The sequence below is a fragment of the Bradyrhizobium sp. Ken01 genome, assembly GCF_055807355.1.
In genome coordinates, this window is the sequence record NZ_JBVVPC010000081.1 from 1 (window position 1) to 16,329 (window position 16,329).

Consider the following 16,329-nt stretch of genomic DNA (forward strand, 5'->3'; position numbering starts at 1 on the left):
CCAAGGCACGCGATGCGCGCACCGCCTACGCCAATGCAACTTGACAACAGAGATAGTCGCTCACCCGTCTCGCCGCTGCCGCGGCGATCCACCCTCTCCCGCAAGGGGAGAGGGAAAGCATCGCCTAATCTTTCAGGTCGTTCACCCGCTTCACCCAAATGCGCACATCGGCGATCACGTCGGGCAGCGCCGCCTTGACCTCAGCCACGGTCATGCCGGCCTTGATGCGGGGATCGTAGAGCAGGTTGAGGATGTACTGGTCGTAGACGTCGAAATAGCCCATCGAGACGTTGTCGTTGAACATGGTCCAGGGCACGCTCGCGGTGTCGTTGATCGGGCCGAGCGATTGCAGCAGCTCCTCATAGGCGCAGTCGAGGAAGGTGAAATCGCCGTTGTCGACGGTGAGGATGACGTCGGAATGCTCGATCTCGAAATTGTCGTTCTTGCGGAAGCCGGACAGGCATTGCGGATCGAGCGAGGTGCGGATCTCGCGGGCCTTCTCCGCACCGTAGAAGCTCGAGATGGTGCGGAACAGATCGCGGTCGCGCACGAGCTTCACCCGCACATTCGCGGCCTCGCTACTGTCGATCATGGCGATGTCGAGATACTGCACGCGCCTGCCGATATCGTCCACGACCTTTGCAAGCTGCGCCTTGCGGTCGGCGCGGTCGCTCTCGGCGAACACGCGCACCGGCCCGTCGAACTTGCGGATGCGGTCGACGCGGCCGGCAAGGTGGTATTCGGCGCCGAACGCCGTCTTCAGAAAGCCATCGACGATCTCGCCGTCGGTAAAGCTTTTCTTCTCGGCGCGCTGGCGCGAGGCGATCGCGGGCAATTCGCCCGCGACGGCGATGGTAGCGGTGTCAGGGACGAACGCGGCGGTGGCGAGCACCAGCAGGGCGATGCGAAAGCCGGACGAAGGCGGGGCCAATGCGCTCATTGCCAGGCGACGCTGCCGTATTCGGAAGCGACGCACAAGACCGCATATCCACGCGGCCCGCCGGTTCCTGCTAGTTGTTCAGCACGACCACGGTAGTGCCGACCCCGACGCGGCCATAGAGGTCGGTGACGTCGTCGTTGGTCATGCGGAAGCAGCCCGAGGACACCGCCTGGCCGATCGTCTCCGGCTCGTTGGAGCCGTGGATGCGGTAGAGCGTCGAGCCCAGATACATCGCGCGCGCGCCAAGCGGATTCTCGACACCGCCCTTCATGTGACGCGGCAGGTCCGGCCTGCGCGCCAGCATCTGCGACGGCGGCGTCCAGTCCGGCCATTCCTTCTTGGCGGTGATCCTGTGCACGCCGCCCCAGCGGAAGCCGTCGCGGCCGACGCCGATGCCGTAGCGCAGGGCCTGGCCGTTCTGAAGCACCAGATAGAGCCGGCGCTCCGAGGTGTTCACCACGATCGTGCCGGGGGCGTAATTGCCGTTATACATGACGGTGGTGCGGGGGACCGGGCTCGAGCCGCCGCGGAAGAAATTCGGGCCGCCGCCCATGATGTCACGCGAGTCGAACTCCTCGGCGAACGCGCCGCCGGCGGTGGCCGACAGCAGTGCGATGGCGGCGATCGGCGCGGCAAAATACCGGATCATAGTTCCCCCAGCAAAAAAATCGATTCAACTGAAGTCACAGGCCATATTTGCGGGCTTTCCGCAAGCCACGGCCCCGTGAGGGAGGCATCCTTAATGAAGGAAGTTACCAAACCGGCAACCGCGCCAAGTTGCCGGAAATTATTAGCCAAACCGGCGCATCGCCGCGCGGGGCAGGGCGGCGATGCCGGCTATTGCTTTGACGAGACGAGCGAACAATGATTGATCGCACGGATTGTGGAACATTGCCGGTTGCGGGAGCTGACGGATGAACGGTGCGGAAAGTCTGGTGCGGACGATGGTCAAGGGCGGGGTCGACGTCTGCTTCTCCAACCCCGGCACCTCCGAGATGCATTTTGTCGCAGCGCTCGACCGCGTGCCCGGCATGCGTTGCGTGCTCGGCCTGTTCGAAGGCGTGGTAACAGGCGCCGCCGACGGTTATTTCCGCATGAAGGGCACGCCGGCCTCGACGCTGCTGCATCTCGGTCCCGGCCTCGCCAACGGCCTTGCCAATCTGCACAACGCCAAGAAGGCGAATTCCGGCATCGTCAACATCGTCGGCCAGCACGCCGTCTACCACATCGGCTACAACGCGCCGCTGACCTCCGACATCGAGGGCCTGGCCCGGCCGATGTCGTCCTGGGTCCGGACCTCGCCGAACTCAAAATCGGTCGCCGCCGACGGTGCCGCGGCGATCGCCGCCGCCAAGAGCGCGCCGCCGCAGATCGCGACCCTGATCCTGCCCGCCGACACGGCCTGGAACGAAGCGGACGGCATCGCCGAGGTTCCGGCCGAGCAGCAGCGGGCGAGCTATTCGCCGCAGGCGGTCGAGCAGGCCGCTAAGATCCTGCACGGCGACGGCGAGGGCACGCTGCTGCTGATGACCGGCAGTGCGCTGAGCGAGCAGGGCCTGGCGCTGGCCGAGCGTATCGCCGCCAAGACCGGCTGCACCGTGATGGGCCCGACCTTCCGTCCCAGGATGGCGCGCGGCCGCGGTCGCTTCTCGATCGACCGCATCCATTACGTGATCGACAACGCGCTGCAGATGCTGGCGAGGTTCCGCCATATCGTGCTGGTCGAGTCCGACGATCCCGTGGCGTTCTTCGCCTATCCGAACAAGCCGAGCATCCTCAAGCCCGAGGGCTGCGACGTGCATCGCATGACCTCCTGGGGTGAGAATTCGGTCGCTGCACTTGAAGCGCTCGCCGGCGCCGTGAAGGCCAGCGCAAAGGACGTCAAGCCGCAGGCCGCGCAGGAACTGCTCAAGCCGACCGGCGCACTGACCCACGCCTCGATCGCGCAGTCGATCGCCTATGCGATTCCCGAGAACGCGATCCTGGTCGACGAATCGCTGACCACCGGCCGCGCCTTCTTCCCGCCGACGGCGGCTGCCGCGCCGCACGACTGGCTCCAGAACATGGGCGGCTCGATCGGCTTCTCGACGCCGCTCTCGATCGGTGCCGCGATCGCCTGCCCGGACCGCAAGGTGATCTGCATGGTCGGCGACGGCAGTGCGATGTACACGATCCAGTCGCTGTGGACGCAGGCGCGCGAAAATCTCAACATCGTCACCATCGTGTTCGCCAATCGCATCTACCAGATCCTGCGCGGCGAGTTCGACAATGTCGGCGCCGGCGAACCCGGCCAGCGCGCCAATGACATGCTTCGCCTCGACCGGCCGACGCTGGATTTCGTGGCGCTGGCCAAGGGCATGGGCGTGCCCGGCCGCGCCGTCACCAACGCGGACGAGTTCAACAAGGCGCTGGCCGAAGCCGTCGCCGAGCCCGGACCGCGGCTGATCGAAGTCCAGATGTAGGGACTGGTCGATCGCGCCGCGAATTCCGGCCCTCATCCTGAGGAGCCCGCGTTACGCGGGCGTCTCGAAGGATGGTGACAGGCGGGATACGGGCCTTCATGGTTCGAGACGCGCGTTCCGCGCTCCTCACCATGAGGGTGGTGACGGCGCATCGGAATGCGCGCGAGGGGCCGGGGGGCAAGATGCAGACCGAGCTGAACAAGGTGATCGCGGCGCTCCGGGACTTCTACGCCAACGAAGCATTCCTGTTCGAGAAGGACATCGGCGAGCGTGCCATCACGCACCGCTTCGCTGTGCATCTGGAGAAGCAATTCTCCGGCTGGTCGGTCGATTGCAACTACGACCGGCTCGGCGAGCGTACGCTGCATCTGCCGCACGGCACCATCATCTCGACCGACGATCACCTGGGCAAGTCGATCTACCCCGACGTCGTCGTGCATCAGCGCGAGATCCCGAACAATTTGCTCACCGTGGAGATCCGCAAGGCGAGCAACCACACCGCGCTCGACCACGACCAGCACAAGCTGATGGCGCTGACCGATGCGCATGTCTGGTTCGCCTTCTGGATCGGCGTGCTGCTGGTGCTGGACAAGGACTATGTGGCGATCTCGGAAGTCTATGTCAGCGGCGTCCTCGATCAGCCGCTGTCCCGCTGGTTCGCGACGCGGCTGCGGGAGGTTGGCCTCGGCCCGAGAAATTAGGGCGTGTCCCAAAAAGAAAAAAGCCCGAGCCTTGCGGCCCGGGCTCCAGTCGACTGGAAGGAATGCCGGATCAGTACTTCGCGATTACGGGCCCGCCGAACGTGTAGTTCACACGTACGGTTCCGACATCAATGTCCTGGCCGATACGATGTGTGTTGGATGGGCCAGTAAACGGCAGAACGAGATTTTGAGAGATGTCCCGGCTGCCCATGAAAAGGTGATCGTATTCGACTGCGACCGACCAATTGGGAGCGAAGCCAAACTCAAGACCCGCGCCTACAACCCCTCCCCACCGCGTTTCAGAACCGGAAGACAGGGTCTGGCCTGCCACCACGCCGCCTGCAAAGGCTGCTCCGGCAGGCGTGAATGTGAGTGAGTACTTGTCGTGCGCGACCGCTGCACCACCCTTTGCATAGAGCAGCACGTTATTCCAGGCGTAGCCAACCTGCCCGGTGAACAGCCCAAAGGCATCGATCTTGGTGTTGTCGTTGAAAAGGGAAGTAGCGCCAATTACAGCGAACTGATTGGCATTGCTTCCTTTGAAATCTGCCCAGTTACCCTGGGCTTCCAAGCCGAACACCCAGTTCGTTGCTTGCCAACGATACCCAATCTGCCCGCCGACGGTCCCGCCCGTTGCGTTATGACAGCCCTCAGCCACGGCCGGAGCGACCGGCACACCGGCGTTGTTGGTGACGTCCCAGCAGGTGTGGGCTGAACCGCCCCCACCGTTGATGCCCAGATAGAAGCCGCCCCAGTTGTAGACGGACGCTGCGATCGCTGGAGCCTTGGTGTAGGTCCGCGCTGCCATATCAGCAGCAAACGCAGAGGTGCTGAGCAGCATAGAGCCGAGCGCAGCCAGAACGATCTTCTTCATCAGCGTAATCCCATCATTTCAACGAATGGCTCGGGATACACCATTTGGCGTCGGCATGCTGTTACAGGTTAGACACATCGGATGTCTATCGAGCTTGCAAGCGCATAGGTCGCCAGAGGCAGTGACGTTTGACGTGCTGGGCTTGCCGAGCGTGCAAGCCAGGCCGGCCCTCGCTACATGTGTCTTGAAGAAGTCGCAGTCATTTCCATTCGCCATCTGATTTTTAAAGCGAGGCTGCCCTCACCGCTAGCCGAAGGTCGTTCGAAGACGTGTCATGTCGTAGCAAACCTGACCTCGACCACTCGGCGTCTAACGCCGCTTTTGACTCGAAGCGAGCGATGCGAACGTGGATTACTCAGCAAAAGGCCCCGGGTGGCTCGGGCCTTACCACGCGCCTACTCTGAATGGAGCGCCAGAGCACCGAAACAGAGAGCAAACATGGACCACAAAACAAACACCAGCGTTCCGCGATTAGATTGGGTTCATGTCGCTCTCAACGTCGTCCGTCATCCGCTCAATGCAGCGGATTGCCCTGGCCGAGCGTGTAGGCGACGAGGTCCTTCAGCGCGAAGCTGGAGCCGGTCACCGGCGTCCATTGCGGGTCGAGCGACAGCACGGAGGAATTATATCCGAACATCATGCCGAAGGAAGACTCGGCGACGATGCGGCCGCCGACCGGTCCTGCGGTGTCTTGACCGTGGCGGGCCCACCGCGACTTACCTCACCAAGGACGCCGTCTTTGAAGAACATTCGGAAGTCCTATGGTTCTGCGAACGACAGAAGCCGATTGCTTTGAGTCATAACCCAAGCGCGATCTCGGCCCATTTCAGCATGCGGTCGCTATTGAGGAATGACAGCACCGCCGGCTCCAGTGACGCGGTCGCGCCCGGTGCGAGCAAAGCCGTCGCGGCTACCATGTCGCAGCGTTGATTGAAGGCGAGTGAGAGCGCGGCCTTGGGGTTTCCCTCAACGCGATAGGCCCGGCTGCGGCCGCGCATTGGACCGACGACGATCGCCCGGCCGGCAGCCGTCGGCGTTGCCTTCCCAATCAGCGCCAGGTCGCCCATCTGTTCGAGGTCGCCGTCGTCGGCAACGCCGGTGGCGCAATTGCAAAAGCCGAGCTTGGCGCGAACGTAGAGCTGGACCTCGCCGCCGCAATCTTCGGCCTTGCAGCGAAACGCCTTTCCTTTCCCCCAGGGATCCGCTCCGAAAGGCCAGTCGATTTCCGCCCACACCGGGCGGACCTCGCCGGAGGCCGCTGTTGCGCGTGCCGGTTCACCGGATCGCGATATCCAGAACGCTGCAGCAGCGCAGAGCAGCGCAAAGGCTACGCTGCTTGCAACGAATTTGCTTATCAGGCGCATGGAAGCTGCCGCGGCACCTTTGCTAATTCTGAGCCATCAACTTTCGTGCGGCCGCGAGGTCTTGCCGCGATGAGTCGCCATTTCTCGCCGTTTCGACGACTTTGGCGTAGTACTGGCGGGCCTTCACAGTATCCCCCGCTTTCTCGGCCGCGTGAGCGGCGCCGATGGTCGCGCCAAAGCGGTTCGGCTCCTTGCGCATGGTGCTTTCAAACGCGGCCAATGCCTCCGTCGCCATGCCGCGTTCGAGCAGCATGGTCCCGTAAAGCTCGCGTGCCGGAGCAAGCGGGCCCGGCGTCACGATGGATTTTTCGGTCTTGTCTTCGGCATCGGCGGCAAGGCGCATCGCTTCCAGCGCATCCGCCTGTTTTCCCTGGGCGTTGAGCTGCCAGGCTGTGGCGACCTGCCGCTGAATGTCCACGATTTCGGTCCAATAGGCGTCCTTGTCCTGCTGCAGCTTGTCCCGCAACTCCGCCAGCTTGGCGATGTCCGGAGTTGCTGCGTCTGCATTGCCGGAGCGCGCGGCGCCAAGGGCGCGTGCGAAATAGGTGATGGCATCGACATAGGCAAACCGGCTCGGCTCGACCTTCAGCGCAGCAGCGCCCTGCCAATCGCCGCGCTCGACCATATAGCGCGCCTGGCTCGCCGCTATCGCGTAGGGACCGGCGCGGACGGCCGGCGCATAGCCCGTGGTCGCAATCATGTCCGCGATGACGTCGCTGGCTCGGCTGTCCTGCGCGAGCTGGAGCAGGGCGTAGACCATATAGTCGTCGGCATGCAGCTGCTCGCTGGGGTCCTTGCCCTCCTTGGCAGCCTTGGCGGAACGGCTATTGGCGTCGATGGATTCGTTCCAGTAACCGACGCGCGTGAAGATGTGCGACGGCATATGCAAGGCGTGCGGTGCCGCCGGCGCGATCTCGGAATAGCGCTTGGCAGCGTCGAGTCCCTGCTCTGCGATCGCCGGATAGTCATAGAGGTGGATCAGGTAATGCGCGACGCCGGGATGCCGCGGCTGGCGCTTGAAGATCGGCTCCAGGATAGCAGCGCCCTTGAGCTGGTTGGCATAGGTCTTGTCGTTTGGTGACGCCGCGACATTCAGCGTGATGGCGTAGGCGATCTGCGCCTCGTCATCATCGGGATAGCGCGCGGCGACGGCTTCGGTTGCCTTGAGATAGGCCTGCGCCCGCTGGCCAAACGTCGTCTTCTCGTCGCCCGAATAGAAGGCCAGCAGCGCGTCGATATAGTCGCGTTCGCGTTCGCTCTTGGCGCCGAGTGCCTTGGCCTTCTGCAGCGCGACGAGGCCTGCGGTAAGGTTTTCCTTCGGCGCGGGAAAATGCGGATTGTACAGCAGGCTCAGGGCAATGCCCCAATAGGCGATCGCGCATTCCGGATCGGCCTGCAGCGTCTCCTCGAAAATCTCTTTTGCGGGCCGGTACCAGAACGAGTGCTGATAACGCATCCCGCGATCGAACCGGCGCTGCGCCACCTCGTTGCAGGACGTCTGGAAGTGCACCTTGCCAAATTGCTCATCGGTCCCGTCCTCCGCGCGTGCGGCAGGCGTGCCGAAAATCGAACCCAGAGCAGCGAGGGCGAGAAGTGAGACGGTTCTCAAGGCGAGCGCGCGCATCAGCCCCTCCATTTTCTGTTCAGAATAAATTTGGTCGGATGGCGCCGATAAAACCGAGGGCGCCGAAATTCGTACTGCTGAGATTGGCAATGGCAATTGCGTTGCTGAAGGATTTCTCCATTCGCGATGCGAGTCAACAGGAAGCGGGCGGATTTGCGTTAGGGAAGCACGCCTGCCAGGAACCGTCCGCCCGCCCGTCGAGGCGAGTGGGCCACAAGGCCGCTCGCATGACACGAGCGGCCTTGTATCATCGTCCGTCACCCGCTCAATGCAGCGGATCGCCCTGGCCGAGTGCGTAGGCGACGAGGTCTTTCAGTGCGAAGCCGGAGCCGGTCACCGGCGTCCATTGCGGCTCGAGCGACAGCACGGAGGAATTGTCTCCGAACATCATGCCGAGGAAGACCTCGGCGACGATACGACCGCCGACCGGTCCGAGCTGCGGTGTCTTGACCGTGGCGGGCCCGCCGGTGGCGGAGATTGCCATGTCCGTCGCGTTTTGCCGCGCCTCGGCCAGGATGTAGGCCCACAGCGGACAGTTGCCGGCGAACACGCCGTTCGCGATGGTCGCGATCTTGACCTGCGGATCGCCCGCGCCGGGCTCGTCGACGGCCTTGCCGATGATGATCTCGTCGTCGCTCAGCGGCGTCAGGTTCATCGCCCTGGCGACGGCCTGGCCCGACGGCAGTCCGAGCCGCCAGCTGCGCTCGAGATTGCGCAGCGCGAGCGACGCCGGATTGGAGGCGACTTCCGGCGGCAGCTTGCGCAGCGGGTCGACCAGCGAGGCATCGATGCGATAGGCAAACTGCAGCCGCCTCTTGTTGTCGGGATTGGTGTCGTCGTCCTCGACGCCATAGGGGCGCGTGTCGAGATCGATGAAGCGGCCCCAATCCATGGCGCGTCCGGGTCCCATGGCGCGGAAGCCGGTCAGTGCGTTGTGATCGGGATTGTTGGGATCGGGGAAGATCTGCAGCAGCATGTTGGCCGCGTCGTTCAGCCGGTAGCCGGGGCGGATCATGGAGTGCCCGAGCCGGTAGGCCGCGACCGAGAACTCGACCGGCATGAACGGATAGGTCTTCCAATGGTAGTAAGCGAGCTTGCTGCGGTCGTATTGACCTGCGGTCTTGAGTTCGTCCAGCACGCTGGCGTGGACGATGCGCGGCAGGAAGTCGTTCAGCACCACATACTGATAGTGGAATCGAACACGCTGCTGCACGTCTTCGAACGACAGGCTGTCATTGTCGTCGACCATGCGGTTGTGAAAGCGCAGCATCAAGGCCTGGAATTGCGATACGATGCTGTTCTCGTCGTTGCGAGGATCGCCGATCAGCGCGCGGCCCTTGAAGCGCGGCAGGTCGACTGCGTCGGGCACGCCGGCGCCGGTGACCTTCTCGCCGAGCCGGAACTTGATGCCGTCATACATATAGGGCTGGTCGTTCGGACCGCGGCCGTAGAGATTGTCCATGTCGAGCGACGGCGTGCGGAAATCGACGAGCCCGTCGGGATCCTGCTGCTTGGTCAGCGAGCTGACCGGATCGAAGGTGATGTCGTGGTCGATGAACTGGCCGAAATAGGTGTAAAGCGAGGGAATGCCGCTCTCTTCCGCGTCCGGCCCGTCCTTCGGCCCGTCGAAATCGGCGACCATCTTGTCGGCGAGCGCCGACAGGTTTGCGAAATTGTCGGAATCGTTCGGGCCGAATTTGGCCGGTGCGAGCTTGCGGAACATGCGGCCGAAGCGGCCTTGCGAAAGCGGCGAACGCGTTGCGTTCAGACCGCGCGGAACAATTGCGTGACGGCTGCTCATTGAAACACCTTCCTGAAAAGTCGAATGAAACAGATCGGGCTATAGTTTCTCGCGCTGGGGTTTGCAGCCTAGGCGCGATCACGCCTGTCACGAGCGAGATAGATCACAATTGCCCGGCATCGAAATTTTCGGAAGGTGCGCCTTGCCCGCAAGCCGCGGCTGCGCATCGCGAATTCCCTCCGTGGCGATGACGGATAACATTCTCGTCATCGACGGATGCACGCGGCTTCGCACAGTTTCAATTCGCCGAGGCGTCGGCGAAAACGGATCGTCTTCACGCAAAAATTGTGGCGGCGCGCGCGTCATGCGCGCACGCCGCCAACTCGTCAGTAGTCGCGCTGCTGCGAGAACGCGTAGCGCGGGTTGATACCGCAATAGGACGACGTGCCGGAGGCGGTAGCGAGGCACTGCTGATAGCTGGCGAACTGGCAATTGCCGGGGTAACCCCACGAGCGGCCCTGGATGCAATATCGGTCGTTCGCAGGATGTGCCTGGGCGGCCGGGGATGCTACGGCGAGCAGGGCCGCGAGCGATGCGAGAGTGAGGATGGTGCGACGCATGTCGGTCTCCGTTGAGAGCGAGTGGGTGGGAATGTCAGCGAGCCTGGCTCGTCTGTTGCGCAGTCATGCCCGTGTTGGTGTCGCCAGAATGCCTTGCGTTCGCGACAAGGCACATCATGACGCAGCCTGCCGCCGGCAATGTGATCTCGGCCACAGTTCACGATGGGGTTCGAGCCTATCGTGAACGGACTTGCACGCGTCGATCCCGGAGAACTACGCTTGCCTTATTCGGATCAGGTATTTTGGAGGTTCTAATGCAGAAATCATACTTGCTGGCTGCGACAGCAGCGCTGGCGCTTCTCATGCAGACACCGCTCGCGTTGGCGCAGGGCGCACCAGCCGCCGCCGGAACCGCGGCGCCTGCGACGACAAATGCCGCGCCGGCAGCGACGACGACCGCGCCGGGCGCCACCAATGACGCTTCCAGCCAGCCGACCGACTCCAAAAAGAGTGCGTCGAAGAAGCCGGCGAAGAAGAAGATGACGCGGCAGCAGGAGATCGATCACTCGGTCGACAGTGGCACGGTGCCCGCGCGCTACCGCAGCTCGGTGCCCAAGCAGTACCAGCAATACATTCCGTTCGACAAGCAGTGACGAATCGCACGGCGGCGCGGCGTGATCGGGCATCGCGCCGCCGGTGTCACCGCGTGACGGACTTGAAATAGGACCTTGGCCGGACAGAATCCGGCCATACATCCCAGTGGCGGTCCGCGCGAGCGGTGCTAGAGTAGGCCGGAGCCTGGGGGAAGTAATGAGTGACGACGTGAGGGATGCTGGCCTTGTGGCCATGATCAGCAGCATCCTGGGAGGCAACAAGCGCACCTCAGAAAGTGTTGCGCCGCCGCCCCTCATCGAGGTTCCGCCGCCGACCGCGCCCACGAACGGATTTGAGTTTGTCGAGTCCGCCCCCGATACGCCGCCGGCCACGCTCGAGAACAAGCCCGAAAACAATTCCGGGAACGCGCCCGATGCGACGCTGGCCCCCGCGAATCCGGTCGAGCCCCCAGCGAAGATCGCCACGACGCCTGATGGCAAGCAGTTGCTGCCTGCTGAAGCGATCGCCGATCTCGTCCTGGGCGAGCTGCGTAAGCTGGAGAATTTTCCGGCGACCGGTGCCTCCGTGACGGTCTACGGTTACAGGCACTGGAATGCGATGATCACCTTTGCGCCGTTCTCGACCACATTCCGGGATGCCACGCGGTTCCGCCAGGCCATGCCGGACATCGTCTTCAAGCTGCGCCGTTTCGTCGTACTTGAGATATGATCGTGGCCGTGAGCCCGAACAGTTCGACAGGATTTTCGACTTGAGCGTTGCCTTTACCAAAGAAGAGAGCGCGGAAACCGCCGCTGAGACGCTGTTGCCGGATCGGCCGATCTCGCCACATCCGAACCTCGTGACGGAAGCAGGCTTGCAGGCGTTGCAAAGGCAGCTTCAGGACGCGCGCGAGGCCTATGAAGCCGCGCAGGCCATCGAGGATGTCAACGAAAAGCGTCGGCAATCGGCGGTGCCTTTGCGTGATGTCCGCTATCTCGCCGAACGGCTGCGCACGGCGCAGGTCATTCCCGCTCCGGCCTCGACCGATATCGTCGCCTTCGGCAGCACGGTGACCTTCAGCCGCGCCGATGGCCGCGTGCAAACCTATCGCATCGTCGGCGAGGACGAAGCCGATCCCAAGGCCGGCACGATCTCCTTCGTGGCGCCGGTGGCGAAGTCGTTGATAGGGAAGGCGGTCGGGGATGTCGTGGGGGCGGGTGCGCAGGAGATCGAGATTTTGTCGATTGGGTAGGGGGCGTTTGTCGATGGTTTCCGCTGTGTCCGCGCAACAAGGCGCGATGGCTGGATGAGGCGGTTTCTGTCGGGAGCATTGCCGTTTTACGCGCTGGCCGGATTGGCCATGTGCATGTACCTCGTCCTGTACAAGACTGATCTCTTCGACTTGAACGCCATCGTCCAGGATGCGACCGGTTCGTCGTGGTTTCCGGTCTTCATCTTCGTCTGCGTGCTGCTGGAGTCGGTCTTCCCGTATTTTGGCTATTTTCCCGGAACCGCTCTCATCTTGATGTCCGTGGCACTCAATCCAAAGCCCGCGGACGTCTCCGTCTTTATCGTGGCGTGGCTGGCCATCATCGTGGGCGCCGTCCTGAGTTACGGGCAGGCTCGTTTTTTCCGACCGCTGTTGCAGCGGGTCGCCTCAAAGGCGGCGCTGAACCGGTGTGAGTCCCTCCTCGACGCCTACGGTCCTTACGCGCGCATTGCCCTGTTCGTTCATCCCAACGCCTGCGCGATGTATTTCACGGCACTCGGACTTCTCGGCCGCAACCTGACGCGCGAGCTTGCCTATCTCGGCGTGGGCGCAGCAGCCTCCGTGGGGGTGCTGTTCGTCGTCGTGAGCAGACTCGTGTCGTCCGTAGGCACCACCGACGACGGGGAATTGCAGCTGCTGCTGGCGGCAGCGCTGGTCGCCATCGGGACCCTCGTCGGTCTCTACACGGCCTGGCGGCCGGCGCAGGCTGCGTAGGGCTGGAGATGGCGTGCGCGTCAACCGGAGTGGCACCGCTCGCAATGACGACATGACATCATCCGCAAAACAAAAGCCGGTGCAAAGGCGATGACCAATACTTCCGCTCAGGCCACCGCGACGATGCCATCATGCCGGTGTTTTGCCCGACGAGTCAAATCCGATTTCGGAAAAATAGTATCATTGTAACCCCTTGATCCGACTGAGGTCGGCTACTGTGCATGGGGTTGTTTTCGACATTTTTGATTGAGACGGTCCCGACACGCCACCAGGCGTCGAGGATGGGTCGGCAATCAGGAGAGTTCAGGAAGGTGGATGGTGGGCGCACAAGGGATCGAACCTTGGACCTCTCCCGTGTGAACCACAATCCGTAGACCCGAGCCAACCAAATCCGGCCATAGTTAGTATGTAAAAATGCCTTTGATTGACGAGGGTTATGGCCCTATTTGCCCATAAGAGCCCATAGCTGACCTTGCTACATTTTGTATGCCCCCGTTGTGCCCGCCGGGGATTTTCCCCTGGGGCACTAAAACGGGGGGAGGTCTGAGACCCGGTTCTGTTTGGGTCTGTGGGTTCTCCCTGCGCGGGCACACGGCAAGGGGAAGGTCTGAGCCCCGGTTCTGTTCGAGGGCTGACCGCCCTTCTTGCGGGGCGCGCGGGGGCACAGAGAGAGGGAAGGAATCATGACGGAGCCGGCCAACCAGCTGACACTCACCGATGCAGTGATCCGCGACGCAACGCTGCCGTCGGGTAAGGCGCAGCATTATCTCCACGACGACAAGCTGCCCGGCCTCGCCTTGCGCATGCGCGCCACCGGTGGCCGGACCTGGGTCTATCTCTTCACCAAGCCGGGGGTGAGGGGAACCCAGCGCAAGACCCTCGGCGCGTGGCCCAAATATAATGAGAAGGCAGCGCGCAAGGCCGCCACCATTGCCGCAGGCGAGGTCGTCAAGGGCTTAGACCCTAACGATGCGAAGCGCGAGGCGAGGCGGCAACAGGCAGCCGAGAAGCAGTGCACCACGCTCGCGAGCCTCATTGTTGAAGATGGTCCCTACCAGGCGTCTTTGACCGAACGCCAAGTCGTCAACTGGAAGCCAGCAATGTCGGCGCTGCGGCGCGGGCTCAAGGATCACGCCGAGAGCGGCGTGGGGGACCTGACGCGACGGCAGATCATGGCTGCGGTCGAGAAGATTGCAAAGACTGGCAAGCGCGGTGCAGCCAAGGACTTGCGCAAGCACGTGCATACTTTTCTCGAATGGTGCGTCGGCGAAGGTTACGTCGAGCACAACGTGCTCGCCGGCTATCGCGCGCCGAAAGAAACCCGTGCGCAGAGAGTCGGGCGCCGAGCAAAGGGCCGCGCACTGACCGATGAAGAAATCATCAAGGTCTGGGATGCATCCGGCAAGCTCGGGGCTTTCGGTTTCCTGGCACGCATGTGCCTGCTCGGCGGCCCGCGCCGCAGCGAGCCTACCATGATCGAGTGGCGTAAGCACATCATGGACGACCGGATCACCTTCGATGCGGCGTGGACCAAAATGGGGTTGCACCACGATGTGCCGCGCACTCACTTGGTTGACGAGGTGCTCACGGCCGCGAAACATTTCCAGCGGGCAACGTCCGACTATGTCTTCCCGTCACCGAAGACCGGTGGGCAGATGTCGGGCTTCACCAAGATGGTCAACCGCCTGGTCAAGGAAGCGGGCGTTGCCAAGTTCACTATGCATGACCTAAGGCGCAGTTTGCGCACCATCATGTCGCGCTGTGGCTACGACAACGAAATCCAGCGGTTGTGTGTTGGGCAGAAGCCAAGCGGAATCGATCAAGTCTACAATCACGACGAACAGTGGATCATCCGCAAGATGGCGTTCGAGGCGGCTCACGACTACATTGCAGAGCTGGTTGGCGCGAAACGCATCGGGAAGATCGTGCGCCTGCAGCGGACGAATCCGCTTGACCCGATCAAGGCCGAGCTGCTCGGCCGTCTCCGTGAGCATTATGCGGCCGAGGCGTCCTAGTCGTCTTCTCGCACTTGGCCAGATAGTCCCGCACCGCATCGACACGATAAAGGGGCCGGCCATCGACGTAGCGCCATTTCAGCGGGTGGTTCGGATCGCGCCGCCACTGCTCTAGGGCGCCGGGGGTGCGCCGGATGACCGCGGCTGCCTCCAATGCCGTCAAATTAGAGCTGCCCGGCAGTGTATCGATATCGAACGTCGCGGGCGGCGGGATGCCACGGTTCTTGCGACGGCGCTTCGTGGCAAGCGGCATTTTGCTGTCATCTGGAGACCCAAATGCCTCGATCCGAGCCTTTTCGTCCTTGCCGCGCATGCCTCTGCCCCGAACCATGATCGGTCTGAGGCGATAAGATCCCAGCCATCTCCAGCAAGAAAGAAATCCTAAGCGCGGCTATGGCTGCTGGGTAGCTGTGGCGTACAAATAGGACGAATCGCCCCTTGCCGAGAGGTTGTAGCGGCTTGGGGTCCGGGGGCTGATCGGCATCCTAATGGGGCTCTGACTCATTTCTGATGAAGTTCGCCGGCGACCGTGGTTCTTCAACGGAGAATCGGCGCCATGCGGACAGGCTTTCGAATTTCATCGCTAGTACCGAGTGGTTTGGTCTTTGATGGCGTAAGTGATTCAGAGGATTCGGTTATTCTGGCTGTTCGGTCAGAGACTGCGGAGGCCCAGTGCCCTTTGTGCGCGACACTATCGCGCCGAGTCCATAGCCGCTACATCCGGCACGTGGCCGATTTGCCATCAGCGGGCAGAAAGGTGCGCCTCCGATTACTCACGCGGCGCTTCACATGCGAGGTGCCGCATTGCCGCCGGCGGATCTTCGCGGAGCGGTTCGGAGAAGACGTCGTTCCGCTTCGACGGCGTCGGACGGCACGGCTCGAACACATCGTCCATCACCTGGGGTTGGCGCTCGGCGGCCGGCCGGCAGCAAGCTTCGCCAAGCGGCTCATGCTGCCTGTCAGCAACGATACCTTGCTGCGGGTGGTCCGCCGGCGGGCGGCGATGCCGATGGATCCCTTGCTTGTTGTGGGTATTGATGACTGGGCGTTCCGGAGAAATCGTCGGTACGGGACCATCGTGTGCGATTTGGAGCGTCGGCGGATCGTTGCCTTGCTACCCGACCGGGAAATGGCGACCGTTCAGGCGTGGCTGTCGAAGCACCCGGGCATCAACATTGTGTCGCGAGATCGCGGTGGTGGATATGGCGAGGCAGCAGCCAAGGCGCTGCCGAACGCCATCCAGGTCGCCGACCGCTGGCATCTGATGGAAAACGCGAGCGCGGCCTTCCTTGAAGCGGTGCGCCGTTCGATGAGCAAAATCCGAGCCGCAATCGGGGCGACGACGATCGATCTTAAACTGCTGACCTGCGCGGAAAAGCTTCGCTATCAGGGTTATCTGCGGCGCCAGGACAGCCATGCCGCAATCGCGGCTCTTGTCAGCGACGGTGTGCCGCTCAAGGAGATCGTCCG

General features: G+C 62.7%; 17 protein-coding genes and 1 pseudogene. 9 read left to right on the top strand and 9 right to left on the bottom strand.

Features of this window, described 5'->3' with window-relative positions:
• Window positions 1-124: 124 nt before the first annotated feature.
• Window positions 125-940 (bottom strand): DUF2927 domain-containing protein, encoded by an 816-nt coding sequence (locus AC0L3S_RS37370; protein ID WP_473284833.1) that lies wholly within the window; start codon window positions 938-940, stop codon window positions 125-127.
• A gap of 70 nt (window positions 941-1,010) precedes the next feature.
• Window positions 1,011-1,589, bottom strand: coding sequence for a L,D-transpeptidase (locus AC0L3S_RS37375; protein WP_007596474.1), 579 nt, complete (start codon window positions 1,587-1,589; stop codon window positions 1,011-1,013).
• A 93-nt stretch (window positions 1,590-1,682) separates the two neighbouring features.
• Between AC0L3S_RS37375 and AC0L3S_RS37380 the strand changes: the two genes are divergently transcribed.
• From AC0L3S_RS37380 to AC0L3S_RS37390, 3 genes are all read left to right on the top strand, one after another.
• Window positions 1,683-1,808, top strand: coding sequence for a hypothetical protein (locus AC0L3S_RS37380; protein ID WP_473265770.1), 126 nt, complete (start codon window positions 1,683-1,685; stop codon window positions 1,806-1,808).
• 46 nt (window positions 1,809-1,854) lie between these two features.
• Window positions 1,855-3,402: an acetolactate synthase large subunit gene (locus AC0L3S_RS37385; RefSeq protein WP_473265769.1), complete on the top strand. Its 1,548-nt coding sequence runs from the start codon at window positions 1,855-1,857 to the stop codon at window positions 3,400-3,402.
• Window positions 3,403-3,584: 182 nt separating this feature from the next.
• Window positions 3,585-4,103, top strand: coding sequence for a hypothetical protein (locus AC0L3S_RS37390; protein WP_473265806.1), 519 nt, complete (start codon window positions 3,585-3,587; stop codon window positions 4,101-4,103).
• 70 nt (window positions 4,104-4,173) lie between these two features.
• Here the strand turns inward: AC0L3S_RS37390 and AC0L3S_RS37395 are convergent, their stop codons facing one another.
• The 7 genes and pseudogenes from AC0L3S_RS37395 to AC0L3S_RS37425 all read right to left on the bottom strand — a co-directional run bounded on the left by AC0L3S_RS37395 (window position 4,174) and on the right by AC0L3S_RS37425 (window position 10,326).
• On the bottom strand, window positions 4,174-4,977 hold the full coding sequence (locus AC0L3S_RS37395; protein WP_473284835.1) for an outer membrane protein: 804 nt from the start codon (window positions 4,975-4,977) through the stop codon (window positions 4,174-4,176).
• A gap of 514 nt (window positions 4,978-5,491) precedes the next feature.
• Window positions 5,492-5,659, bottom strand: a pseudogene (locus AC0L3S_RS37400) (peroxidase family protein); the annotation flags it as partial.
• A 115-nt stretch (window positions 5,660-5,774) separates the two neighbouring features.
• Window positions 5,775-6,341, bottom strand: a complete 567-nt coding sequence (locus AC0L3S_RS37405; protein WP_473284837.1) for a hypothetical protein — start codon at window positions 6,339-6,341, stop codon at window positions 5,775-5,777.
• Window positions 6,342-6,363: 22 nt separating this feature from the next.
• The gene (locus AC0L3S_RS37410) at window positions 6,364-7,965 is read right to left on the bottom strand and encodes a hypothetical protein (RefSeq protein ID WP_473284839.1); all 1,602 of its coding nucleotides are present in this window, start codon (window positions 7,963-7,965) and stop codon (window positions 6,364-6,366) included.
• Between the two features lie 265 nt (window positions 7,966-8,230).
• Window positions 8,231-9,766 (bottom strand): peroxidase family protein, encoded by a 1,536-nt coding sequence (locus AC0L3S_RS37415; protein ID WP_473284841.1) that lies wholly within the window; start codon window positions 9,764-9,766, stop codon window positions 8,231-8,233.
• An 87-nt stretch (window positions 9,767-9,853) separates the two neighbouring features.
• Entirely contained in the window at window positions 9,854-10,072 is a 219-nt protein-coding gene (locus AC0L3S_RS37420) for a hypothetical protein (RefSeq protein WP_473284843.1), read from the bottom strand.
• A gap of 20 nt (window positions 10,073-10,092) precedes the next feature.
• Window positions 10,093-10,326, bottom strand: a complete 234-nt coding sequence (locus tag AC0L3S_RS37425) for a DUF3551 domain-containing protein (protein ID WP_007596464.1) — start codon at window positions 10,324-10,326, stop codon at window positions 10,093-10,095.
• 254 nt (window positions 10,327-10,580) lie between these two features.
• Here AC0L3S_RS37425 and AC0L3S_RS37430 point away from each other — a divergent pair, with 254 nt between their 5' ends.
• The 6 genes from AC0L3S_RS37430 to AC0L3S_RS37455 form a co-directional block, all read left to right on the top strand.
• Window positions 10,581-10,919, top strand: coding sequence for a hypothetical protein (locus AC0L3S_RS37430; protein ID WP_473265763.1), 339 nt, complete (start codon window positions 10,581-10,583; stop codon window positions 10,917-10,919).
• A 157-nt stretch (window positions 10,920-11,076) separates the two neighbouring features.
• Entirely contained in the window at window positions 11,077-11,589 is a 513-nt protein-coding gene (locus AC0L3S_RS37435) for a hypothetical protein (RefSeq protein WP_473284845.1), read from the top strand.
• 40 nt (window positions 11,590-11,629) lie between these two features.
• On the top strand, window positions 11,630-12,112 hold the full coding sequence (gene greA / locus AC0L3S_RS37440; RefSeq protein WP_473284848.1) for a transcription elongation factor GreA: 483 nt from the start codon (window positions 11,630-11,632) through the stop codon (window positions 12,110-12,112).
• Between the two features lie 54 nt (window positions 12,113-12,166).
• Window positions 12,167-12,844, top strand: a complete 678-nt coding sequence (locus AC0L3S_RS37445) for a hypothetical protein (RefSeq protein ID WP_473284850.1) — start codon at window positions 12,167-12,169, stop codon at window positions 12,842-12,844.
• Between the two features lie 683 nt (window positions 12,845-13,527).
• On the top strand, window positions 13,528-14,859 hold the full coding sequence (locus AC0L3S_RS37450; protein WP_259216370.1) for a tyrosine-type recombinase/integrase: 1,332 nt from the start codon (window positions 13,528-13,530) through the stop codon (window positions 14,857-14,859).
• 556 nt (window positions 14,860-15,415) lie between these two features.
• Window positions 15,416-16,329 (top strand): ISL3 family transposase (locus tag AC0L3S_RS37455; protein ID WP_473284852.1); only part of this gene is annotated, 914 nt, incomplete at its 3' end.